Source organism: Burkholderia sp. SIMBA_062 (assembly GCF_046534765.1).
Classification (GTDB): Bacteria; Pseudomonadota; Gammaproteobacteria; order Burkholderiales; family Burkholderiaceae; genus Burkholderia; species Burkholderia ambifaria.
The window spans coordinates 24,085-46,518 of the sequence record NZ_JAWRYD010000048.1 but is presented as its reverse complement, the minus strand read 5'-3'; the positions used below and the strand labels follow the sequence as shown (position 1 = coordinate 46,518).

22 protein-coding genes and 1 tRNA gene are annotated in these 22,434 nt (G+C 66.3%); 3 read left to right on the top strand and 20 right to left on the bottom strand.

The genetic code is table 11. The features are described 5' to 3' along the window. Nucleotide 1 precedes the first annotated feature (1 nt). The 3 genes from SB786_RS32915 to uvrC all read right to left on the bottom strand — a co-directional run bounded on the left by SB786_RS32915 (nt 2) and on the right by uvrC (nt 2,963). Nucleotides 2–77: transfer RNA gene (locus SB786_RS32915), tRNA-Gly, on the bottom strand. A gap of 141 nt (nt 78–218) precedes the next feature. Further along, complete coding sequence (pgsA, locus tag SB786_RS32910) at nt 219–806, bottom strand: CDP-diacylglycerol--glycerol-3-phosphate 3-phosphatidyltransferase (protein WP_410731110.1); 588 nt, start codon at nt 804–806, stop codon at nt 219–221. 108 nt (nt 807–914) lie between these two features. Next, complete coding sequence (gene uvrC, locus SB786_RS32905; protein WP_410731109.1) at nt 915–2,963, bottom strand: excinuclease ABC subunit UvrC; 2,049 nt, start codon at nt 2,961–2,963, stop codon at nt 915–917. Nucleotides 2,964–3,039: 76 nt separating this feature from the next. On the opposite strand from uvrC, the gene earP reads away from it, so the two are divergent. From earP to SB786_RS32890, 3 genes are all read left to right on the top strand, one after another. Continuing rightward, nucleotides 3,040–4,227, top strand: a complete 1,188-nt coding sequence (gene earP / locus SB786_RS32900; protein WP_410731108.1) for an elongation factor P maturation arginine rhamnosyltransferase EarP — start codon at nt 3,040–3,042, stop codon at nt 4,225–4,227. 141 nt (nt 4,228–4,368) lie between these two features. Continuing rightward, entirely contained in the window at nt 4,369–4,926 is a 558-nt protein-coding gene (gene efp / locus SB786_RS32895; RefSeq protein ID WP_410731107.1) for an elongation factor P, read from the top strand. Nucleotides 4,927–5,198: 272 nt separating this feature from the next. Next, nucleotides 5,199–6,584, top strand: coding sequence for a sigma-54-dependent transcriptional regulator (locus tag SB786_RS32890; protein ID WP_410731106.1), 1,386 nt, complete (start codon nt 5,199–5,201; stop codon nt 6,582–6,584). A gap of 157 nt (nt 6,585–6,741) precedes the next feature. Here SB786_RS32890 and nagZ read toward each other — a convergent pair whose 3' ends face one another. From nagZ to fabG, 17 genes are all read right to left on the bottom strand, one after another. Further along, nucleotides 6,742–7,770, bottom strand: coding sequence for a beta-N-acetylhexosaminidase (nagZ, locus tag SB786_RS32885; protein ID WP_410731105.1), 1,029 nt, complete (start codon nt 7,768–7,770; stop codon nt 6,742–6,744). Nucleotides 7,771–7,786: 16 nt separating this feature from the next. Then, a complete protein-coding gene (acpS, locus tag SB786_RS32880; protein ID WP_410731104.1) occupies nt 7,787–8,227 on the bottom strand; it encodes a holo-ACP synthase in 441 nt (146 codons plus the stop codon). 69 nt (nt 8,228–8,296) lie between these two features. Beyond that, the gene (gene pdxJ, locus SB786_RS32875) at nt 8,297–9,073 is read right to left on the bottom strand and encodes a pyridoxine 5'-phosphate synthase (RefSeq protein ID WP_410731103.1); all 777 of its coding nucleotides are present in this window, start codon (nt 9,071–9,073) and stop codon (nt 8,297–8,299) included. Continuing rightward, nucleotides 9,070–9,909: a DNA repair protein RecO gene (gene recO / locus SB786_RS32870; protein ID WP_410731102.1), complete on the bottom strand. Its 840-nt coding sequence runs from the start codon at nt 9,907–9,909 to the stop codon at nt 9,070–9,072. Before recO ends, pdxJ begins: the two co-directional genes overlap by 4 nt. Beyond that, on the bottom strand, nt 9,896–10,795 hold the full coding sequence (gene era, locus SB786_RS32865; protein ID WP_034177432.1) for a GTPase Era: 900 nt from the start codon (nt 10,793–10,795) through the stop codon (nt 9,896–9,898). Before era ends, recO begins: the two co-directional genes overlap by 14 nt. A gap of 60 nt (nt 10,796–10,855) precedes the next feature. Then, a complete protein-coding gene (gene rnc, locus SB786_RS32860; protein WP_410731101.1) occupies nt 10,856–12,124 on the bottom strand; it encodes a ribonuclease III in 1,269 nt (422 codons plus the stop codon). Nucleotides 12,125–12,284: 160 nt separating this feature from the next. Beyond that, nucleotides 12,285–13,178 (bottom strand): signal peptidase I, encoded by an 894-nt coding sequence (lepB, locus tag SB786_RS32855; protein ID WP_410731100.1) that lies wholly within the window; start codon nt 13,176–13,178, stop codon nt 12,285–12,287. 16 nt (nt 13,179–13,194) lie between these two features. Continuing rightward, nucleotides 13,195–14,988, bottom strand: coding sequence for a translation elongation factor 4 (lepA, locus tag SB786_RS32850; protein ID WP_006759775.1), 1,794 nt, complete (start codon nt 14,986–14,988; stop codon nt 13,195–13,197). A 213-nt stretch (nt 14,989–15,201) separates the two neighbouring features. Next, entirely contained in the window at nt 15,202–15,438 is a 237-nt protein-coding gene (locus SB786_RS32845) for a glutaredoxin family protein (protein WP_410731099.1), read from the bottom strand. Nucleotides 15,439–15,445: 7 nt separating this feature from the next. Further along, the gene (locus tag SB786_RS32840) at nt 15,446–16,945 is read right to left on the bottom strand and encodes a DegQ family serine endoprotease (RefSeq protein ID WP_410731098.1); all 1,500 of its coding nucleotides are present in this window, start codon (nt 16,943–16,945) and stop codon (nt 15,446–15,448) included. Nucleotides 16,946–16,961: 16 nt separating this feature from the next. Then, nucleotides 16,962–18,014 carry a MucB/RseB C-terminal domain-containing protein gene (locus SB786_RS32835; protein WP_410731097.1) on the bottom strand — a complete coding sequence of 351 codons (1,053 nt, stop codon included), beginning with the start codon at nt 18,012–18,014 and terminating at the stop codon, nt 16,962–16,964. A 5-nt stretch (nt 18,015–18,019) separates the two neighbouring features. After that, a complete protein-coding gene (locus tag SB786_RS32830; protein ID WP_006759771.1) occupies nt 18,020–18,637 on the bottom strand; it encodes a sigma-E factor negative regulatory protein in 618 nt (205 codons plus the stop codon). Nucleotides 18,638–18,724: 87 nt separating this feature from the next. Beyond that, a complete protein-coding gene (gene rpoE, locus SB786_RS32825) occupies nt 18,725–19,324 on the bottom strand; it encodes an RNA polymerase sigma factor RpoE (protein WP_006752490.1) in 600 nt (199 codons plus the stop codon). 91 nt (nt 19,325–19,415) lie between these two features. Beyond that, entirely contained in the window at nt 19,416–19,880 is a 465-nt protein-coding gene (locus tag SB786_RS32820) for a hypothetical protein (RefSeq protein WP_410731096.1), read from the bottom strand. A 12-nt stretch (nt 19,881–19,892) separates the two neighbouring features. Further along, nucleotides 19,893–21,125 (bottom strand): beta-ketoacyl-ACP synthase II, encoded by a 1,233-nt coding sequence (gene fabF / locus SB786_RS32815; RefSeq protein ID WP_410731095.1) that lies wholly within the window; start codon nt 21,123–21,125, stop codon nt 19,893–19,895. A 162-nt stretch (nt 21,126–21,287) separates the two neighbouring features. Further along, the gene (gene acpP, locus SB786_RS32810) at nt 21,288–21,527 is read right to left on the bottom strand and encodes an acyl carrier protein (RefSeq protein WP_004197638.1); all 240 of its coding nucleotides are present in this window, start codon (nt 21,525–21,527) and stop codon (nt 21,288–21,290) included. 144 nt (nt 21,528–21,671) lie between these two features. Further along, nucleotides 21,672–22,421 (bottom strand): 3-oxoacyl-ACP reductase FabG, encoded by a 750-nt coding sequence (gene fabG / locus SB786_RS32805; RefSeq protein ID WP_006752487.1) that lies wholly within the window; start codon nt 22,419–22,421, stop codon nt 21,672–21,674. Between the last annotated feature and the right edge of the window lie 13 nt (nt 22,422–22,434).

The window sequence follows — 22,434 nt, the reverse complement described above, 5'->3', positions numbered from 1 at the left end:
CTGGAGCGGGAGACGAGTCTCGAACTCGCGACCTCAACCTTGGCAAGGTTGCGCTCTACCAACTGAGCTACTCCCGCGTATTGCTGCCTACTGCTTCCGTCACACACTTACTTCGTCGTGCAGCGGAGAAGCGAGATTATGGCGAAGGCACATTCGTGTGTCAAGGGCTTTTCCAGCCCTTTTTCCAAAAACCGGCGCGATCGAATCGGCGGATCGCGTCATGCGCCACCGCGCTCGCGGATCTGCGGCCATGCGAGCTTCATGTAGTACAGCATCGACCAGATCGTCAGCACGGCCGCGAGATACATCAGCCACTCGCCCCACACGCGCGTATCGATCGTCGCGATGCCGAGCGGCAGCGGACCGTAGTACAGCAGCATCGGGATCGCGACCATCTGGCACGCGGTCTTGAACTTGCCGAGCTGGTTCACCGCGACGCTCTTCGACGCGCCGATCTGTGCCATCCATTCACGCAGCGCCGAGATCGCGATCTCGCGACCGACGATCACCAGCGCGATCGCCGCATCGACCCGCGAAATCTGCACGAGGATCAGCAGCGCGGCCGTCACCATCAGCTTGTCCGCTACCGGATCGAGGAAGGCGCCGAACGACGACGTCTGGTTCCACTTGCGGGCGAGAAACCCGTCGAACCAGTCGGTCAGCGCGGCGAGGATGAAGATCGCCGCTGCCGCGAGGTTGCGGTGCGCGCCGGTCATCACCGTGTCCGGCAGATAGAACACGCCGACGACGAGCGGAATCAGCACGATCCGGACCCACGTCAGGAAAATCGGGAAATTGAACGGCATGGCATGCGGGTCAGTAAAGGATTCGCAATTGTGCCGTGTCGACCGGCCTGCTACAAGAACGCAAGAACGCGAGAGCGCGGGCAGGCGCGGCCGGTCGCACGGCCCGGATCAGTGAAGCTGCTTGTAGATCTGCTCGGCGAGCGCGTGCGAGATGCCCTCGACGCTCGCCAGTTCCTCGACGCTCGCGGCGACCACGCCGCGCAGCCCACCAAACCGCGCGAGCAGCCGCTGACGGCGTTTCGCGCCGATCCCTTCCAGCTCCTCGAGCCGCGACGTCTGGCGTGCCTTCGCCCGCTTCGCGCGCATCCCGGTGATCGCAAAACGGTGCGCCTCGTCGCGGATCTGCGCGACGAGCATCAGCGCGGCGCTCTCCTTGCCGAGTTCCAGCGGCGTGCGGCCGTCCGCGAACACGAGCGTCTCGAGGCCGACCTTGCGCCCCTCGCCCTTCGCGACGCCGACCAGCATCGACGTGTCGAGCCCGAGCTCGGTGAATACCTGTCGCGCGATCTCGACCTGTCCCTTGCCGCCATCGATCAGCACGATGTTCGGCAACAGACTCGATGCCTCGGCCTGGCGCGTCGATTCGCCGTCGATGCCGGCGGCGTCATCGGCGGCGGCCGCTTGTGCGGCCTGCTCGACCATCTTCTCGTAACGGCGCGTCAGCACCTGCCGCATCGCCGCGTAATCGTCGCCCGGCGTGATGCCGGTGATGTTGTAGCGACGGTACTCGCCCGACTGCATTTTGTGATGGTGGTAGACCACGCACGACGCCTGCGTCGCCTCACCCATCGTGTGACTGATGTCGAAACACTCGATCCGCAGCATCGCGAGATCGTCGCATTCGAAGCTGAGCGTCTCCGCGAGCGCGCGCGTGCGCGCCTGCTGCGAGCCCTGCTCGGACAGCAGCCGTGCCAGCGCGAGGCGGGCATTCTGTTCAGCCATCGACAGCCATGCGCGCCGCTGCCCCTGCGGCTGCCGCACCAGCGATACCTTGTGACCAGCCTGCTCGGACAGCAGTTCGAGCAGGTCGCGGCTCGCGGGCGCATGACTCACGACCAGCACGGGCGGCACGCGATTGCCGAGATAGTGCTGCGCGATGAACGCATCGAGCACCTCCGCTTCGACCGATGCCCCCGCCACCCCCGACGCCGCCCCGCCATGCGCGGCGGCCGCTTCATCCGCGGGTTCCCCTGGCAACGCCGCGGCGGCTTCGTCGCCACCGTCCACCCCGTCGGCTTCGTCGCCGAGCCCGCCTTCGGCAAGCGTCAGCGCACTTTCGACATGCGCCGGGAAATAGGCCTTGTCGCCAAGATGCCGGCCGCCGCGCACCATCGCCAGGTTCACGCACACGCGTCCGCCCTGCGCGACCACCGCCAGGATGTCGACGTCGCTGTCGCTGCCGACCTCGATCGCCTGCTGGTGCAGCACCGTCGCGAGCGAGCTCATCTGGTTGCGCACGGCCGCCGCCTGCTCGAACTTCAGCTCGGCCGCGAACGCGTGCATCTTCTGCTCGAGCTCCTTCATCACTTCCGACTGCCGGCCGAGCAGGAAGCGCGCGGCGTTCGACACGTCGATCGCGTAGTCGTCCGCGGAAATCGCGCCGACGCACGGCGCCGTGCAGCGCCCGATCTGATGCAGCAGGCACGGCCGCGTGCGGTTGTTGAAGACCGAATCCTCGCAGGTGCGCAACTGGAATACGCGCTGCAGGATCTGGATGCTCTCGCGCACGGCCCACGCGCTCGGGAACGGGCCGAAGTACTGGTTCTGCCTGTCGACCGAGCCGCGGTAGTAAGCCATGCGCGGAAAGCGGTGCGCGGTGAGCTTCAGGTACGGGTACGACTTGTCGTCGCGAAACAGGATGTTGTAGCGCGGCGCGAGCGCCTTGATCAGGTTGTTCTCGAGCAGCAGCGCCTCGGCCTCCGAGCGCGTGACGGTCGTCTCGATGCGCGCGATGCGCGTGACCATCATCGCGATGCGCGGCGACAGCTGCGTCTTCGTGAAATAGCTCGACACGCGCTTCTTCAGGTCGCGCGCCTTGCCGACGTAAAGCACGGCGCCCGCCGTGTCGTAGTAGCGGTAGACGCCCGGCATGTGCGGCAACTGGGCGAGGATCTTCTTCGGTTCGAACGGGATGTCGGCGGCTTCTGGGGATGTCATGCGTGATCCGGGGGCCTTGTGGCGCGGAACGGGTCCATTAGAATCGCCAGTTTAGAGCATTCACCGGCCCGCTTCGATGCCCCGCACCGCCCCCGCTTCCGCTGCACCGCTCGCGCCCGACGAACCGATCGCATGCGACCTCTTCTGCACCGTGATCGACAACTTCGGCGATATCGGCGTGTGCTGGCGCCTCGGCCGCCAGCTCGCGCACGAACACGGCTGGCAGGTGCGCCTCTTCATCGACGACCTGCACACGTTCGCGCGGCTGCTGGCGGGAGTCGACCCCGACGCGGGCCGGCAGACGATCGACGGCATCGTGGTCGAACACTGGCATGCGGAAGTCGGCGACGCGCTCGAGATCGCCGATGTCGTGATCGAGGCGTTCGCGTGCGAGCTGCCCGGCGCGTATCTTGCGGCGATGGCCCGCCGCACGCGCCGCCCCGTGTGGATCAATCTCGAATATCTGAGCGCCGAGGACTGGGTCGCCGATTTCCATTTGCGGCCGTCGCCCCATCCGCGCTACCCGTTGCTGAAGACGTTCTTCTTCCCGGGGCTGTCGGCCGGCACGGGCGGCGTGCTGAAAGAACGCGACCTCGACGCGCGCCGCACGGCCTTCGAAGCGGACGCGGCGGCGCGTGCCGCGTGGTGGCGGCATGCGACGGGCGACACGCCGCCGGCGCCCGGCACGACGGTCGTCAGCCTGTTCGCGTATGAAAATCCGGCCGTCGGCGCACTGCTCGCACAGTGGCGTGACAGCCCGTCGCCCGTCGTCGCGCTCGTGCCGGCCGGCCGCGTGTCTCCGGCCGTCGCCCACTTTTTCGGGGTCGAATCGTTCGGTGCCGGCACACGCGCGACGAGCGGCAACTTGACCGCACATGGGCTCGCGTTCGTCCCGCAGGCCGACTATGACCCTTTGCTGTGGGTGGCCGACGTCAATTTCGTGCGTGGCGAGGATTCGTTCGTCCGCGCGCAATGGGCGCGCAAGCCGTTCGTATGGCACATCTACCCGCAGGCCGACGATGCACATCTGCCGAAGCTCGACGCCGCGCTCGCGCACCTGTCGGCCGGCCTCGCCGACGCGCCGCGCACGGCGCTCGAGCGCTTCTGGCACGCGTGGAATGGCGCCGGCACGCCCGATTGGGGCGATTTGCTCCAGCATCGTGCCGCGCTCGACGCCAACGCGGCCCGCTGGGCCGACGCACTGGCGAGCGTCGGCGATCTCGCCGGAAAGCTGGCGGAATTCGCAAAATCTCAGTTAAAATAAGCGGTTATCCGGCGGCTGACCACGCAAGCGCTCGCGTTCGAGGCGCTTGGCGCCCATCGGAACTCACCCCCCGCTTGCGCCGTCAGCCGTTGCGCAACGCTCAGGCATCTATTTATTTGATTGGATCAGGACAGTTTTTTTATGAAGACCGCACAGGAACTCCGCGTAGGCAACGTCGTGCAGATCGGCAGCGACGCATGGGTCATCGCAAAGACGGAATACAACAAGTCGGGCCGTAACGCCGCCGTCGTCAAGATGAAGATGAAGAACCTGCTGACGAACGCAGGCCTGGAATCGGTCTACAAGGCCGACGACAAGTTCGACGTCGTCATGCTCGACCGCAAGGAAGTGACGTACTCGTACTTCGCCGACCCGATGTACGTGTTCATGGACGCCGACTACAACCAGTACGAAGTCGAAGCGGAAATGATGGGCGAAGCGCTGAACTACCTCGAAGACGGCATGGCTTGCGAAGTCGTGTTCTACAACGAGAAGGCGATCTCGGTCGAACTGCCGACGATCCTGGTTCGCGAGATCACCTACACGGAACCGGCCGTCAAGGGCGACACGTCGTCGGGCAAGGTGCTGAAGAACGCCAAGCTCGCAACGGGCTTCGAACTGCAAGTGCCGCTGTTCTGCAGCACGGGCGACAAGATCGAAATCGATACGCGTACGAACGAATACCGCAGCCGCGCGTAATCGCCTACGATTTCCGTATCGAACAAAGCGCCCTTCGGGGCGCTTTTTGTTTGCCTGCCGTCAACAGCACCGGGGGCGTGGGCACCATAGGCAACACAAAATCCAGCACTAAAGGTATTCAATTTGTATCATCGGTAACTGTTTTATAGCGATGGAGAAATAATGCACGTCAGGCGTGCAGCGGGGCATAAAATCAGTTTTTATTCTGACATGCGGCTGCGGCCGGCTCGACGGCCGACAGCCCGCCTCTCTTGACTCGACTCGCGTCCACCATGCCACACGCCCTGATTGTCGAAGACGATCCAAACAGTCTGTCCGGCCTGACCGCGCTGCTTGCCGCAGACGGCTTCTCGGTCGACACGGCCACGTCGCTCGCCGAGGCACGCACGGCGCTCGGCCGCTCGATTCCCGATGTCGTACTCGTCGATCTGAACCTGCCGGACGGCAGCGGGTTCGACCTGCTCCAGCATCTGCCGCAGCAGCCGCCGAACGGGTCGCTGCCAGTGATCGTGCTGACGGGCAACGCGACGGTGGAGAGCGCGATCGAGGGCCTGCGTCACGGCATTTGGGACTACCTGCTGAAGCCGATCAACATTCCGCGCCTGCGCAGCCTGCTGGCCCGGATTCCGCGGCCCTACGAACTGATCGACGAAGTGCGGACGCTGCGCGCGTCGCTGCGCCACCTCGGCCGCTTCGGCGCGCTGGTCGGCCGCAGCGAGGCGATGCAGCACGTGTTCGACATGATCGAGCACAACGCGGGCACCGAAACGGCCGTGCTGTTCGCAGGCGAAGCCGGCACCGGCAAGAAGCTGGCCGCGCGCACGCTGCACGACCTGAGCCGGCGCCGCAAGGGGCCGTTCGTGTCGTTCGACTGCCGCACGATCGCGCAAGCCGGCCGTCACGGCGCGTCGCTCGACAGCATCCTGTTCGGCCATGAGCGTGGCGCGTTCGACGGCGCCGAGCGGCGCGAATCGGGCCTGTTCGAACAGGCCGGCGGCGGCACGCTGTGCCTGGATGAGATCACCGCACTGCCGCTCGTGCTGCAGGAGGCGCTGCTGCATGCGCTCGACTCGCAGAACTTCATGCGGATCGGCGGCACGAGCTCGATCGCGAGCGACTTCCGGCTGATCGCGACCACGCGCCGCCCGGCCCGCGACGCGGTCGCGAACGGCATGCTGCGCGAGGATCTGTGGCTGCGTCTCGATGCGGCATCGATCACGATGCCGCCGCTGCGCGAGCGCGACGGCGATGCGCTCGCCATCGCGGACTCCCTGATCGACGAACTGAACCGCGACGCGCGCGCCACCGGCCGCGGCACGACCGACAAGCGCGCGGCGCAGGGCTTCGTGCGCGAATGCCTGTCGTACGAATGGCCCGGCAACGTGCGCGAGCTGCAGGAGCGGGTGCGGTTTGCCTATGACGCGTCCGGCGACTTCATCGAGACGCTGCGCGCCGGCGAAGCGAGCTTCGCGGCCGGCGCCGCACTGAACGGCAGCAGCGTGCAGATCAAGGTCGGCACCCCGCTGTCCGACGTCGAGGATCTGCTGATCCGCGCGACGCTCGACGCGGTCGGCGGCACGCGCCATCGCGCGGCGACGCTGCTCGGCATCAGTCCCAAGACGCTGTACAACAAGCTGCAGCGGATGAAGGTCAACTGACCGGCCCGCCGTTGTTGGAGGCGCTGGCTGGAGCTGACGGTTAGTTGCGTCAAAGCGTATCGCCCCGCGTTTCACGCCCCAATGAAAAAAGCCGCGCCAAATGCGCGGCTTTTCGTTTTCTTCAACGGGAGAGCGGCATCGCGCCGTTCTTCCCCGCTTACATCAGTGCGCTGCTCAATAGCGCCTGCGCCTGCAGATACTCGGGCTGCGCGATCAGCTTGTCCCACTTGAGCGACTTGCCGCGCGCCCGCATCCGCTTGAGGCGTCGCACCGACTCGGCCGACGCCTGCGCCTTCAGTCCGTTCAGCACGACCTCGGCCGCCTCCGGCTGGTTGCAGACGAGCACCATGTCGCAGCCGGCGGCGAGCGCCGCGTCGGCCGCCTGCGTGAGCGTGCCGCCTTCGCGTGCCGCCTCCATCGACAGGTCGTCGCTGAAGATCGCGCCCGTGAAGCCCAACTGCCCGCGCAGGATGTCCTGCAGCCACACGCGCGAGAAGCCGGCCGGCCGCTTGTCGACCTGCGTGTAGATCACATGCGCGGGAATCACCGCGGACAGCGACAACCCGAGCCAGTCGTACGGCGCGACGTCCTGCTTGAGGATCGCGTCGAGCGGCCGGTCGTCGGTCGGCAGCGCGACGTGCGAATCGGCTTCCGCGAAGCCGTGCCCCGGGAAATGCTTGCCGCAGTTCGCCATGCCCGCGAGCGACAGCCCGTGGTTCAGGCTCTTCGCGAGCAGCGTGACGACGCGCGGATCGCGATGGAACGCGCGATCGCCGATCACCTTCGAGTGCCCGTAATCGAGGTCGAGCACCGGCGTGAAGCTCATGTCGATCCCGCACGCGCGCAGCTCGGCGGCCAGGATGTAGCCGACCGCGGTGGCGACCTTCGTCGCGAGCAGCACGTCGCGGTCCCACAGTTCGCCGAGGCGGCGCATCGCGGGCAGTACCGTGAAGCCGTCGGTGCGGAACCGCTGCACGCGGCCGCCCTCGTGATCGACGGCGATCAGGATGTCCTCGCGCACCGCGCGGATCGAATCGGTCAGCGCGGTCAGTTGCGCGCGGTTCTGGAAATGCCGCGCGAACAGGATCACGCCGCCGGTGTTCGGATGCGCAAGACGCCGCGCATCGTCGCGCGACAGGGTCGTGCCGACGACGTCGAGCATGACCGGGCCGGGAGTCGTTTTCATCGAATCGGGAAGTCCGTCAGGGAGTGGTTCGGGAAACAGATGCGGGTGCGGGCAGCGGCGCGGCGTCGGTTTCGGCGACCACGAACGACACCGCGTAGTCGCGCTCGTCGCTGACCGTCACGCGTGCGGTGATGCCGCGCGCGGCGAGCCAGTCGGCCAGCTCGCCCGACGCGACGACGTACGGTTCGCCGCTACGCTGGTTGAGGGTCTGCAGCGCGCGCCAGGTCATCGGCCAGTGCATGCCGAGCCCGATCGCCTTCGAGAACGCTTCCTTCGCGGAAAAGCGCGTCGCGAGGAACGCGATGCCGCGCGCCTCGGAGCGCGCGCGGCGCGCATGGAATACGCGCAGCTCGTCGGGGCCCAGCACCTTCTCGGCAAACCGGCCGCCCGTGCGCTCGAGCACGGCCGCGATGCGGCTCACCTGGACGATGTCGGTGCCGATGCCGTAGATCGCCATGTCAGCGCCCGCCGTGATGCGCGGAGGATGCCGCATGGCGAGCGAAGCGCGCGCGCAGGGAACGCATCGTCAGCGCGCGCCGCCGTGCAGCGCGGCGACACGCGCGGCGACCATGATCGCCTTCATCTCGCGCACGGCGTTGTCCCAGCCCGCGAAGAGCGCGTGCGCGACGATCGCGTGGCCGATGTTCAGTTCGACGATGCCGTCGATCGCGGCGATCTGCTGTACGTTCGTGTAATGCAGACCGTGGCCCGCGTTGACCTTCAGGCCCAGTCGCGCGCCGGCCTGCACGCCTGCGACGACGCGCTCGTATTCGCGCTGCTGCTCGGCTTCGTCGTGCGCATCGGCGTAGCGGCCCGTATGCAGCTCGACCACCGGCGCACCGGCTTCGTGCGCGGCGCGGATCTGCGTTTCGTCCGGATCGATGAACAGCGACACGCGCACGCCGGCGGCCGCGAGCTGCCTGCAGGCCGCACGCACGGCCTCGAAGCGGCCGGCGACGTCGAGGCCGCCTTCGGTCGTCAGCTCCTCGCGCTTCTCGGGCACGAGGCACGCGTCGTGCGGACGCACTTCGCACGCGATGTCGAGCATCTCGGCCGTCACCGCGCATTCGAGGTTCATGCGCGTCTTCAGCAGCGGGCGCAGCTTGCGCACGTCGGCGTCGACGATGTGGCGGCGGTCCTCGCGCAGGTGCAGCGTAATCACGTCCGCACCGGCCTCTTCGGCGGCGAGCGCCGCGCGGATCGGATCGGGATAGGCCGTGCCGCGCGCGTTGCGCAGCGTCGCGACGTGGTCGATGTTCACGCCGAGATCGATGGCGGTGGGCGTTGTCAGGAAGAAGCTCATAGGTTTTGCAGGTCGATCAGGATCTGACGCGTGGCAAGCGGCGTACCGCCGAGATAGGTGTTCAGCAGGAAGCGCATCAGCGTCTTGCTTTGCGCAACCGTGTGGGCTCGATGGTAATCGTCCTGCTCCATATCGAGCAACGTCTGTCCGGTAATCACCGGCCAGTGCGACGGCACGTCGTCGTCGGCATTGCGCACGCCGCGCTCGGGATCGAACACGTAGCGGCGATCGGGTTCGACCGCGCGGCGCGCGACCGTGCGGTTCAACGCCATCGCATAGCCGGTCTCGCGCAGCAGCACACGCTCGAACGAGCGCAGCACCTGCACCGCGGGTTCGCCGTGCGCGAGGCGCGTGAGCGTCAGCACGTAATGATTGAAGAGCGGCGGCTGGGGATCCTCACGCGCACAGAATTTCACGAGCAGCTCGTTCACGTAGAAGCCGCACAACAGCCCGTCGCCGCCGAGCGGCAGCATCCCGCCCACCCACTCGGCGCCCGTCAGCGTGCGCACTTCGGATTTGCCCGACCAGGACAGCAGCAGCGGCTGGAACGTCTGCAGCACGCCGCGCAGCGCGGAGTGCGGGCGCTTCGCGCCCTTCGCGACGAGCGCGAGGCGGCCGTGATCGCGCGTGAGCACGTCGATGATCAGGCTCGTTTCCCGGTACGGATAGCTGTGCAGCACGAACGCCGGCTGCTCGGCGACGCGGAAATCGGACGTGCGAGACGTCGCGCGCCGCGCCTTGCGACGCGGCGGTTCGGGCGGTGCCGGCAGCGGCGCGTCGTTCGCGCCGGCGGTCACCGCGTCTTCGGTCGGCGTCGGCGCGTCATTCGTACCCATAGGCGCGCAGCCCCGCCTCGTTGTCGGCCCAGCCGCTCTTCACCTTCACGAAGGTCTCGAGATACACGGGGCCGTCGAACAACCTCTCCATGTCCATCCGCGCCTCGGTGCTGATCTGCTTGAGCTTCTCGCCCTTCTTGCCGATCACCATCGCCTTGTGCGAATCGCGTTCGACGAGGATCGTCGCGAAGATGCGCTTCAGCCGCCCTTCCTCCTCGAACTTGTCGATCAGCACGGTGCTCGTGTACGGCAGTTCGTCGCCGGTCCAGCGGAACACCTTCTCGCGCAGGATTTCGGCCGCGAGGAAGCGCGAGCTGCGATCGGTCAGCTCGTCCTCGCCGTAGATCGGCTCGCCTTCCGGCAGGTACGGCTTGATCGTGTCCAGCAGGCGCTTGATGTCTTCCGGCCGCTGCGCCGACAGCGGCACGAGCTCGGTGAATTCGCGCAGTTCGCTCACCTTCTGCATGAACGGGAACAGCGTGGCCTTGTCGTTCACGCGGTCGATCTTGTTCGCGATCAGCAGCGTCGGCATGCCGGGCGGGATCAGGTCGAGCACCTTCTGATCGTCGGGCCCGAAGCGGCCGGCCTCGATCACGAACAGGATCACGTCGACCGACGTGAGCGTCGACGTGACCGCGCGGTTCAGCGAGCGGTTCAGCGCGGTGCTGTGTCGGGTCTGGAAGCCCGGCGTGTCGACGAACACGAATTGCGCGTCGTCGAACGTATTGATGCCGGTGATGCGATGGCGGGTCGTTTGCGCCTTGCGCGACGTGATGCTGATCTTCTGGCCGACGAGTGCGTTCATCAACGTCGACTTGCCGACGTTCGGACGGCCCACGATCGCGATCATGCCGCAACGGAAACCGGTAGGAGCGGGAGTGTTCATATCGTTTGGGAGACAGGTTCTGAACCGGCCGCGCGGCGCGCGGCCCGATCGGTGGGCAATTCAGTGGTCGGCATCGGCCGCGCGCGCCTGCGCGGCGGCGAGGGTGGCGCCGCCCGGCGTCTCGGCATCGGGCGCCGCGGCGTCGCGGGCGCGCGGCGTCGCGCGCGTTGCGGCATCGGAACCGGCAGCCGGCTTGTCCGCGGACGACACGGCCGGATCGGCCGCCTGGCCCGCCGGCTTGTCGGCTGGACGCGGTGCGCCTTCCGCGGGCTTGTCGGCACGCTCGGCCGGCTTGTCCGCCGCGCGAGAGCCGGTTTCGCCGCGATCCGACGGCTTGTCGGACGCTTTCTCGGCAGGTTTGTCGGCCGCCGGCTTCGCGGAACGGTCAGCCTTGTCCGCGGCCGTTTCCACATGCGCCGCGCGAATCGCGGCCATCGGCGCCGGCGTCGATCGCTCGCTCGTCGGCGCTCCGGTGTCGGTCGCTGCAAACGCAGCCGCGGCCGCCTTCGCGTCGCGCGCCGCCGCACGCTCCTTGCGTTCCGGAGAACGCAGGTCGAGCGCCTCCTGCACACCCTTCACGCCCGGCACGATTTCGGGCTCGACATGCTTCGACCCGCGTGCGTTCTTCGAACGCTTCGGCTTCGCGGCCAGCATCGGCGCGGCCGCCAGCACCTCGTCGAGCGCCTTCTTCGCGGCGGCCTGCTCCGCCGCCCGCCGGCTCGCGCCGGAGCCCGACACCTTCACGTCGAGCTTCGGCACCGTGCATTCGACCTCGAACTGCTGATTGTGCGCCGCACCATGCGTCGCGACGACCGTATAGGTGGGCAGCGCGATCTTGTGCCCCTGCAGATACTCCTGCAGCAGCGTCTTCGCGTCCTTGCCGAGCGTACGCGGATCGATGTGGTCGAGAATCGGGATATAGAGGCGCTTGATGACCCCTTGGGCGGCTTCGAAGCCGCCATCGAGGAATACGGCCCCGATGATGGCTTCGAACGCGTCCGCGAGGATCGACGGGCGGCGGAAACCGCCGCTGCGCAGCTCGCCCTCGCCCAGCCGCAACCCTTCGGAGATATTCAGGGCCTGAGCGATTTCATACAACGACTGCTGCTTGACGAGATTGGCGCGCACGCGCGACAGGTCGCCTTCGTCCAGCTTGCTGAACCGCTGGAACAAAAGGGCGGCCACCGCGCAATTCAGAACGGAATCGCCGAGAAACTCGAGCCGTTCGTTATGCGTGGCACTGTGACTGCGATGGGTCAAAGCCTGGCGCAACAATTCCACATTGCGAAATTCGTAGCGCAGCCGGCTTTCCAACTGGGATGGGGGCATGTGCAGGAGTATAACGCGGGCGCCGGTCGGGCCGAAGCGGCACGGCCGGACGCGAAAAGGCGTGACGGAGCGGTGTTACCGCCGGTTCTTAAAGTCGTTCGGCAATACGCGACGCGGCCCGTGCGTCGCGTATTGCAGGTTGCATGCGAGTCGAACGCGATCAGTTGAAGGAACCGATCCGCTTCAGGTCGCCGAAGTTCATCCAGATGAAGAACGCGCGGCCGACGATGTTGTTGTCCGGCACGAAACCCCAGTAGCGGCTGTCCGCGCTGTTGTCGCGGTTGTCGCCCATCATGAAGTAGTGACCCGGCGGCACCTTGCAGATCACGCCGCGGCTGTTGTACGTGCAATTGTCGCGATACGGATAGTCGTACGCGCCCATCACGAACGGCGGCACGGCGGGATTGTTCAGGATCGCGTTCTTCCTCGTGCCGATCGTTTCCTCGAACTGCTTCGCGTAGTTCTGGCGCTCGTCGTCGAAGAAATCCGGCAGCGGCGCCTCGGGCACCGGCTGGCCGTTGATCGTCAGTTGCTTGCCCTGGTAGGCGACCGTGTCGCCCGGCAGGCCGATCACGCGCTTGATGTAATCGACCGACTCGTCCTTCGGATAGCGGAACACGACGACGTCGCCGCGCGACAGCGGGCTGCCTTGCGTGATCTTCGTGTTCGTGATCGGCAGGCGCAGACCGTATTCGAACTTGTTGACGAGGATGAAGTCGCCCACCAGCAGCGTCGGCACCATCGAGCCCGACGGGATCTTGAACGGCTCGACGATGAACGAACGCACGACGAACACGGCCAGGATCACCGGGAAGAAGCTCGCGGTGTACTCGAGCCACCACGGCTGGCGCAGCTTTTCATCGCGCAGCTTCGAACGCGTCTGCACCGCGTTTTCGTCCGCGAAGCGCTTGTCGATGCGCGACTGCTGGCGATCGAACTCTTCGATCGCCACGTCGGCCGCCTTGCGTCGCCGCGGCAGGAACACCAGTTTGTCCAGCACCCACGCTACGCCCGTCAAGACGACGAGCACAAAAAGAATCAGCGCAAAATTCATAAAAGCATCAGTCCTGTTATTTGTCTTCGACGCGCAAGATCGCGAGGAACGCTTCCTGCGGGATCTCGACCGAACCCACCTGCTTCATGCGCTTCTTGCCCTCTTTCTGCTTCTCGAGCAGTTTCTTCTTTCGCGTGATGTCGCCGCCGTAGCACTTCGCGAGCACGTTCTTGCGGAGTGCCTTGATGTTTTCTCGGGCGACGATGTGCGCGCCGATCGCGGCCTGGATCGCCACGTCGTACATCTGGCGAGGAATGATCTCGCGCATCTTCGCGGCGACTTCACGGCCGCGATACTGCGACTGGGACCGGTGCACGATGATCGACAGTGCATCGACCTTGTCGCCGTTGATCAGCATGTCGACCTTCACGACGTCCGACGAACGGTATTCCTTGAACTCGTAGTCCATCGACGCATAGCCGCGCGACACCGACTTCAGGCGATCGAAGAAGTCGAGCACGATCTCGGCCATCGGGATCTCGTACGTGAGCTGCACCTGCCGGCCGTGATACTGCATGTTGATCTGCGAGCCGCGCTTCTGCTCGCACAGCGTGATCACCGAGCCGACGTAATCCTGCGGCATGTACAGGTTCACGGTGACGATCGGCTCGCGGACTTCGGCGATGCGGCCGGGTTCCGGCATCTTCGCCGGGTTCTCGACCATGATAGTCGAGCCATCGCTCTGCACGACCTCGTAGACGACCGTCGGCGCGGTCGTGATGAGATCCATGTCGAACTCGCGCTCGAGCCGCTCCTGCACGATTTCCATGTGCAGCAGCCCGAGGAAGCCGCAGCGGAAACCGAAGCCGAGCGCCTGCGACACTTCCGGCTCGTACTGCAGCGATGCGTCGTTGAGCTTCAGCTTCTCGAGCGATTCGCGCAGCGCATCGTACTGGTTCGCCTCGACCGGATACAGCCCCGCGAACACCTGCGGCTTCACTTCCTTGAAGCCTGGCAGCGGCTCGCTGGCGGCCTTGGCCACATGCGTGACCGTATCGCCGACCTTCGCAGCCGTCAGTTCCTTGATGCCGGCGATGATGAAGCCCACCTGCCCTGCCGACAGCGATTCGAGATTGCGCGACTTCGGCGTGAACACGCCGACGTGCTCGACCGGATACTGCGCGCCGGTCGCCATCATCTTGATCTTTTCCTTCGGGCGCAGCGTGCCGTTGACGATACGCACGAGCATCACGACGCCGACGTAGTTGTCGAACCAGGAATCGATGATGAGCGCCTGCAGCGGGGCGGCCGGATCGCCCTTCGGCGGCGGCACCTTCGCAATCAGCGACTCGAGCACGTCCTCGACGCCGAGGCCCGTCTTCGCGCTGCAGCGCGTCGCGTCGGTCGCATCGATGCCGATCACGTCCTCGATCTCCTCGATCGCGTTCTCGGGGTTCGCGGCCGGCAAGTCGATCTTGTTCAGCACCGGCACGACCTCGACGCCGAGCTCGATCGCCGTGTAGCAGTTCGCGACCGTCTGCGCCTCGACGCCCTGGCTCGCGTCGACCACGAGCAGCGCGCCTTCGCACGCGGACAGCGAACGGCTGACCTCGTACGAGAAGTCGACGTGCCCCGGCGTATCGATCAGGTTGAGGTTGTAGACCTTGCCGTCGCGGGCGCGATAGGACAGTGCCGCCGTCTGCGCCTTGATCGTGATGCCGCGCTCGCGCTCGATATCCATCGAGTCGAGCACTTGCGCCTCCATTTCACGGTCGGCGAGACCGCCGCATACCTGGATGATGCGATCCGCGAGTGTCGACTTGCCATGGTCGATGTGCGCGATGATCGAGAAATTGCGAATATGATCCATTCAGTGCCGATCAAGCGAAAAAGGCGCGCTCGACGACTGCGGAGCACGCCTTGTGTAAGTCGGTGAAAAAACGGCTTATTTTAGCCGAAAAGGCCTTTGCCGGGCGGTAATTTGGGCCACCCCGGCCCGGAGCACCCCGCGGGAGCCCTTGGCGCAAGGTCCCGCCGACGGAAGCCCCGCGCGCGGGGCGGCCGGCCGGTGCCCGGGGCCGGTTCAGCGCCGCGCCGCGAGCGCGCCGCGCACCCTCGCCTCGTCGAACCGGTGGCGACACACTTCCGTGCCGTCCAGCAGCAGCACGGGCACGTCCTCGTCGTAGCGGGCAACGAGCGCCGGATCGGCATCGATGTCCACGTAGTGGACCTCGACGCCGGATTCGGCCGCCACCGGCGCCAGCGCGTCGCGCATGTCGTCGCACAGGTGGCACCAGCCGCGGCCGTAGAGCGTGAACATCGGCGCGTTACTTCTGGGTCGGGCGCGGGCGCACCGGCACGAACTGCGTGTTGTCGCCGCGCCGCACGAGCACCGCGACCGCCTTCTGCGAATCCAGCTGCGCGGTCACTTCGGCGAACTGCTTCGCGCTCGTGATGTCGGTGTCGCCGACGCGCAGCACGATGTCGCCGCGCTGCAGGCCCGCACGGGCAGCCGGGCCGTCGACGGCGTCGATCTGCACGCCGTTCTTCAGCTTCAGCGACTTCATCTGATCCGCCGGAATGTCGCTGACCGTCAAGCCGAGCGAATTTGCCTGACGCGGCTTCTGCGGCGTGTTCTTGCGCTGCTCGGCCTTCGCCGTCGTCTCCGCCGGCGTCTCGGCGATCGTGATCGGCAGATCGCGTGCCTGACCCTTGCGCCATACGCTGACGGTCGCCTTCGTGCCCGGCTTCGTGTCGCCGACCATGCGCGGCAGATCCGACGCCGTCTCGACCGGCCGGCCGTTGAACTTCAGGATGATGTCGCCCGGCTGGATGCCCGCCTTGTCGGCCGGACCGCCCGGCTCGACGCTGCTGACGAGCGCGCCCTCCGCCTTCGGCAGCCCGATCGAGTCGGCCACGTCCTTCGTCACCTCGCCGATCGCCACCGCGATGCGGCCGCGCGTGACCTTGCCGGTCGCCTTCAGCTGGTCGGCCACACGCATCGCCTCGTCGATCGGAATCGCGAACGAAATGCCCATGAAACCGCCGGTGCGGCTGTAGATCTGCGAGTTGATGCCGATCACCTCGCCCTGCATGTTGATCAGCGGGCCGCCCGAGTTGCCGGGGTTCACCGCGACGTCGGTCTGGATGAACGGCAGGTAGTCGCCCGTGTTGCGGCTCTTCGAGCTCACGATGCCGGCCGTCACGGTGTTGTCGAGGCCGAACGGCGAACCGATCGCGACGACCCACTCGCCGACGCGCACCTTGTTCGAATCGCCGATCGCGACGACCGGCAGGCTCGACGCCTGGATCTTGACCACCGCGACGTCCGTGCGGTCGTCGACGCCGATCAGCTTCGCCTTGAATTCGCGCTTGTCGGTCAGCGTCACGTAGATGGTGTCCGCATCGTCGACGACGTGCGCGTTCGTCATCACGTAACCGTCCGCCGACACGATGAAGCCCGAACCGACGCCGCGGTTCTGCTCGGTGTCGGGCGGATTGTCCGGCGTCGGCGCGTTCTTCGGATTACCGTTGCCGCTACCGTTGCCCGGCGCCTGCGGCAGCGGAATGCCGAAGAAGCGCCGGAAGAATTCCGACATGTCGCCGTTGTCGAAGCCCGGCGGGAGCACGCCGCGCGGGCCGGGCATCGGCACGTTCGCGGTGGTCCGGATGTTCACGACGGCCGGCCCGACCTTTTCGACCAGATCGGCGAAGTCGGGAAGGCTGGCGGCGGGCGGCGTGGCCGCCGCCGCGGTATGCGAGACGAGGGGCAGGCAGGCACACAGCACCGCCGCCGCGAACACTTTGCGCAGCGTGAGTTTCGTCATGTCGGAAGCCGTAGCGTTACTTGGAAGCCTTGTATTCTATGGCAGCCGCGAACTGCTGCAACGTGGCCGGCGGCACTTCGCCGAGCACGGTGATCCAGTAGTCGCCGCGACGCTTCACGAGAACGTGGGTCGCACCGGTGCTGCCCGCGCCTTCCTTGCGCGTATTCTTTTCGGCCGGCTCGATGAAGACGGAGATCGTCGCGAGCCCGTCGGTGAAGACGGCCTGGTCGACCGGAATCGGCGGATCGCCTGCGTCGCGCGCGGCCATCGGGCGGCGCACCTCGCGAATCTTCCGGAAGCCGGCGACGGTCGGCGCGATCTGCCAGCCCTGCGCTTCCATGTCGACCGTCGCGACCGGCGGGCGGACCACCGTCCAGCCGCTCAGGTTGCGTATGCCGGCCGCGATCGCGGACTTGTCGCCGGACGTGCCGCCGGTCTGGACTTGCGAGAACGCGATCTGCTCGAGCACGTGATCGCTCGCGTCGAGCGTCTGCGAACGCAGCAGCAGCCCGGTCCGGGCATCGGTCCACAGCTTGTACGTGAAGCGGTACGCATCCTTCGGCACGAGTTCGACGACTTGCGCGTCGAGCCCCGCCACACGGTCCTTGCCGAGCAGCTTCGCGTCGTAGACGGACATCACGTGCTCGCCGCCCGCGCCGAGCAGCGAAGGAAACGAGTCGCGCGTCTGGCGGCGCTCGACCACGCACAGCTTGCGCTCCGGTACGAACGTGTACAGCTCGTCGTTATGCCGCAGCACCCTGCGCGGCTTGCCGTCGAGCGTCTCGATCCGCTCGAACTCGCCGTCGCGCGACGCCACGTGCGCGATGCGCGACGACTGGACATACGCGCCACGCTGGTAGACGAACGTGCCCTCGTAGCTCTGCTGCTGCGCCGCCTGCTGGATGCGGTCGAGCCACTCCGCCGCACCCTTGCGGGTCGCGACGGGATCGTCCGGTTGCTGGGCGCTGGCAGGGAGGGATTGAACGGACAACAGGGCGGCTGCGCAAAGCAGGAGGGCCGGCAGCCGCTTCCATCCGGAGATGGCGTGATTCAACTGCAATGTCCGCATCGAGTTTATTGGCCTGGCGTGGTGGTCACGGCAGCGCGGATCAGCGGCATCGAGCCTGTGACGACGGGCTGCTGCGCGAATTGCTGGTGCGCTTCAAGGTATTGGTCGAGACTTGCGTCGCGGATGATGTTGACGTCCTGCAGGCCCGGCTGCGCCGATGCCTGTGCGACCGTCACGCGCTGCAGGTTGCCGCTCTGCGGCGCGCCTGCCGAGGCGACCTGGACGGCGCCGGGCGCACCGGCCGTCTGCATTTGCGGAACGACGATCCACGTCAGCGTGGCGGCCGCGGCGGCCACCGCGAAAGCGGGCACGACACGGCGGCGCAGCGACAGCAGCTTGCGCGCGACCGGCGCGGCGGCCGGCGCGAGCAGGTGCGGCTCGCTTTCGAGCGCGGCGGACATGCGCGCAGTGAACGCGACGCTCAGCGCGGGCGACAGCGCGAGCTCGTCCGAGCGCAACGCATCGCCGATCAGGTGGTAGTGGGCCCACGTCGCGCGATCCGCACGATCGAGCTCAGCCAGAAACTGCCCGTGATCCGGGCCGTCGAACAGCTCACCGTCGACCAGAGCGGAAAGACGCTCGCCGCGCGAGTACGCTTGCGACTGCTTATTGACCGACCCCATGATGCTCCCCATCTTGCACACACCCCGTCGTGATTTCACGACTCTATCCGTAACTAGACCCTGACCGCGTCGTTACACCCGTCGCGCTTACCAGCGCTTGCCTTCGGGTGTATCGAGCAGCGGACGCAATTTAGCAGCGATTGCCTCGCGCGCCCGGAAAATCCGCGACCGGACCGTCCCGATCGGACAATCCATCATTTCCGCGATCTCTTCGTAGCTCAGGCCCTCGATCTCGCGCAGCGTAATCGCCTGGCGCAACTCTTCGGGCAGGACGGCCATTGCAGCGTTGACCGTCTCGGCAATCTGCTTGCTCATCAACATCGACTCAGGCGTGTTGATATCCCTTAGTTGGTCTGCGTCGGAGAAAGTTTCCGCTTCCTCGGCATCGGCCTCCGTGGAGGTCGGTGCCCGGCGGCCCTGCGTCGCAAGGTAGTTCTTCGCCGTATTGACGGCAATCCGGTACAACCACGTGTAGAACGCCGACTCGCCGCGGAATTGCGGCAGCGCACGATACGCCTTGATGAACGCATCCTGGGCCACATCCTCGACCTCGGCGGGATCCCGCACGAGGCGCGAGATCAGCCGAATGATCTTGCGGTGGTATTTGGAGACCAGGAGTTCGAACGCCGCCTTGTCGCCTTTCTGTACGCGCTCGACCAGAGCCTGATCGATTTCTTTTTCACTCACCTGACAAATCCGTTAACTAGGGATGCAACGCGGAGCGTTATTGTAGCGTTCCGGCGCCGGCCGCTGGTTACGGTCGGTAACCGAGCCGCCGTCATGCCCGCCCCGCCGTGCCCGCGGTACGCGCCAGCACGGACAGCGCGCTGAACGACGCGGCGTCGAGCGCATCGGCCGGAATCAGCAGCGGCCGCGCGCGCCGGGCGCCCTGCCCGACCGACAGCACGAGCAGCAGGCTGCTCCAGTGCGCGTGGCCGGTCACGCGGCCCCGGGCCAGCAGGCGCCCGGTGCGGCCAAACGCCGCAATCTCCCCGAATGCATCGATCCGCAATTCGGCCGGCAGCCGACGGGCGCAGGCCCGCGCGGCACACACGGCAAGCAGCGCGGCCGTCGCCGCGGCCACACACGCACCGGCGGCGGCACCGGCCCGCGGCGCCCAGAACAGGTACACGGATGCGGCAGCCGCCGCGACGAACGCGGCCAGCACGACATACGACACGGCCGAGGCCCGCAACGCAAAGCGCTGCGGACGCCCGGCCGGAGCATCGATTGGACTCGTCAAGCGATTTCGACGTCAGACGCGCTTGAACACCAGCGTGCCGTTGGTCCCGCCGAAGCCGAAGTTGTTCTTCACGGCCACGTCGATCTTCATGTCCCGCGCGGTGTTCGCGCAGTAATCGAGATCGCACTCGGGGTCCTGGTTGAAGAGGTTGATGGTCGGCGGCGACACGTTGTTGTGCAGCGCCAGCACCGTGAACACCGACTCCAGACCACCCGCGCCACCCAGCAGGTGGCCCGTCATCGACTTCGTCGAGTTCACGACGAGCTTGTACGCGTGCTCGCCGAATGCCGCCTTCACCGCGTCGGACTCGTTCTTGTCACCGAGCTGCGTCGACGTGCCGTGCGCGTTCAGGTACTGGACCTCGTCCGGGTTCATGCCGGCATCGCGCAGGGCCGCAACCATGCAGCGGCGCGGACCGTCCATGTTCGGCGCGGTCATGTGGTACGCGTCGCCCGTCATGCCGAAGCCCGAGACTTCCGCATAGATCTTCGCGCCGCGTGCCTTCGCCGCCTCGTACTCTTCGAGCACCATCACGCCTGAACCCTCGCCCAGCACGAAGCCGTCGCGGTCCTTGTCCCACGGACGGGACGCGCTGGCCGGATCGTCGTTGCGGGTCGACAGCGCCCGCGCGGCCGCGAAGCCGCCGATGCCCAGCGGCGACACCGTCGATTCGGCGCCGCCCGCGACCATCACGTCGGCGTCGCCGGCCTGGATCAGGCGTGCCGCGAGGCCGATGCTGTGCAGACCGGTCGTGCAGGCCGTCACGGCCGCGAGGTTCGGGCCCTTCAGGCCGAACATGATGCTCAGGTGACCCGAGATCATGTTGATGATCGAACCCGGCACGAAGAACGGCGAAATCCGGCGCGGGCCGCGATCGACGTAGGTCTGGTGCGTGTCCTCGATCATCGGCAGGCCGCCGATGCCGGAGCCGACCAGCACGCCGATGCGTTCCGCATTGGCTTCGTTCACCTCGATGCCGCTGTCCCGGATTGCCTGGACGCCGGCTGCGATGCCGTAATGGATGAACGTATCCATGTTGCGGGCTTCCTTCGCCGGGATGTATTCCTCGGCGCTGAAACCCTTCACCTCACCCGCGAAATGGCAGGCGAGGTTCGACGCATCGAACTTCGTGACGGTGGCGATACCGGACTTGCCGGCGACGAGATTGGCCCAGCCGTCGGCAACATTATTGCCAACGGGCGAAATCAGCCCCAGGCCTGTAACGACAACACGACGGCGGCTCACGGTAACCTCTTTTCCATTGGATGACAAAAACAAAAGCCACAGCGGCCCCAGGAACCAGCCCTGCGAGCCCTGTGGCTGTTAGTCCGTCCGGCGCGAATGCCGGCAGGATGGCGCGTCAATCGCGAAGATCGCGGCGACGTTGCGGATAAGCGCGAAAGGCGCTTACGCCTTGACGTTTGCGCGAGCGTAGTCGATCGCTTGCTGAACCGTCGTGATCTTCTCTGCTTCTTCGTCCGGGATTTCCATGCCGAACTCGTCTTCGAGCGCCATCACCAGTTCGACCGTGTCGAGCGAGTCAGCGCCCAGATCGTTCACGAACGATGCTTCGTTCTTGATCTCGGCTTCTGCGACGCCCAGTTGCTCAGCGACGATCTTCTTGACACGTTGTTCGATGTTATCCATTACCCCTCCGAGGGAAAGTTCAGATTTACAAGTGCGCGCATTTTATCAGGTTTGCTGACGCCAAAACGCGCGTTGGCTTGATGGTCGATCAAGCACCGATCCGTCTGAAAAACGGGATACGGCGCGGATGGTAAACGAAAATCGTTACGACATGTACATGCCGCCGTTCACGTGCAGCGTCGTGCCGGTGATATAACCGGCCTGCGGCGATGCGAGGAACGCGACGGCATGGGCGATGTCTTCCGGGCTGCCGAGTCGGCCGAGCGGAATCTGGGTCTTGAGCGCGGCCTGCTGTTCTTCCGGCAGCGTCTTCGTCATGTCGGTGTCGATGAAGCCCGGCGCGACGCAGTTCACCGTGATGCCACGGCTGCCGATTTCACGCGCGAGCGCGCGGGTCATACCCGCGACGCCGGCCTTCGCGGCCGCGTAGTTGGCCTGGCCCGGGTTGCCGGCCGAACCGACCACCGACGTGATGTTGATGATGCGGCCGCCGCGGGCCTTCATCATCGGCCGCAGCACCGCACGCGACAGACGGAACACCGACTTCAGGTTGGTGTCGATCACCGCGTCCCAGTCCTCGTCCTTCATCCGCATCGCGAGCTGGTCCTGCGTGATCCCGGCGTTGTTCACGAGCACGTGGAGCGCGCCGAATTCCTTCACGGTCGCGTCGATCAGCGCTTCGGCAGCCGCCGCGTCGTTGACGTTCAGCACCGCGCCGCGGCCCGTCACGCCCGCTTCCGCGAACCCGGCGGTAATCGCGGCGGCGCCCGATTCGCTCGTCGCGGTGCCGATCACCGTCGCGCCCAGGCGCGCGAGTTCGAGCGCGATTGCACGGCCGATGCCGCGCGATGCGCCGGTCACGATCGCGACCTGTTTATCGAGAGTCTTTTCCATGAATCGAATATCC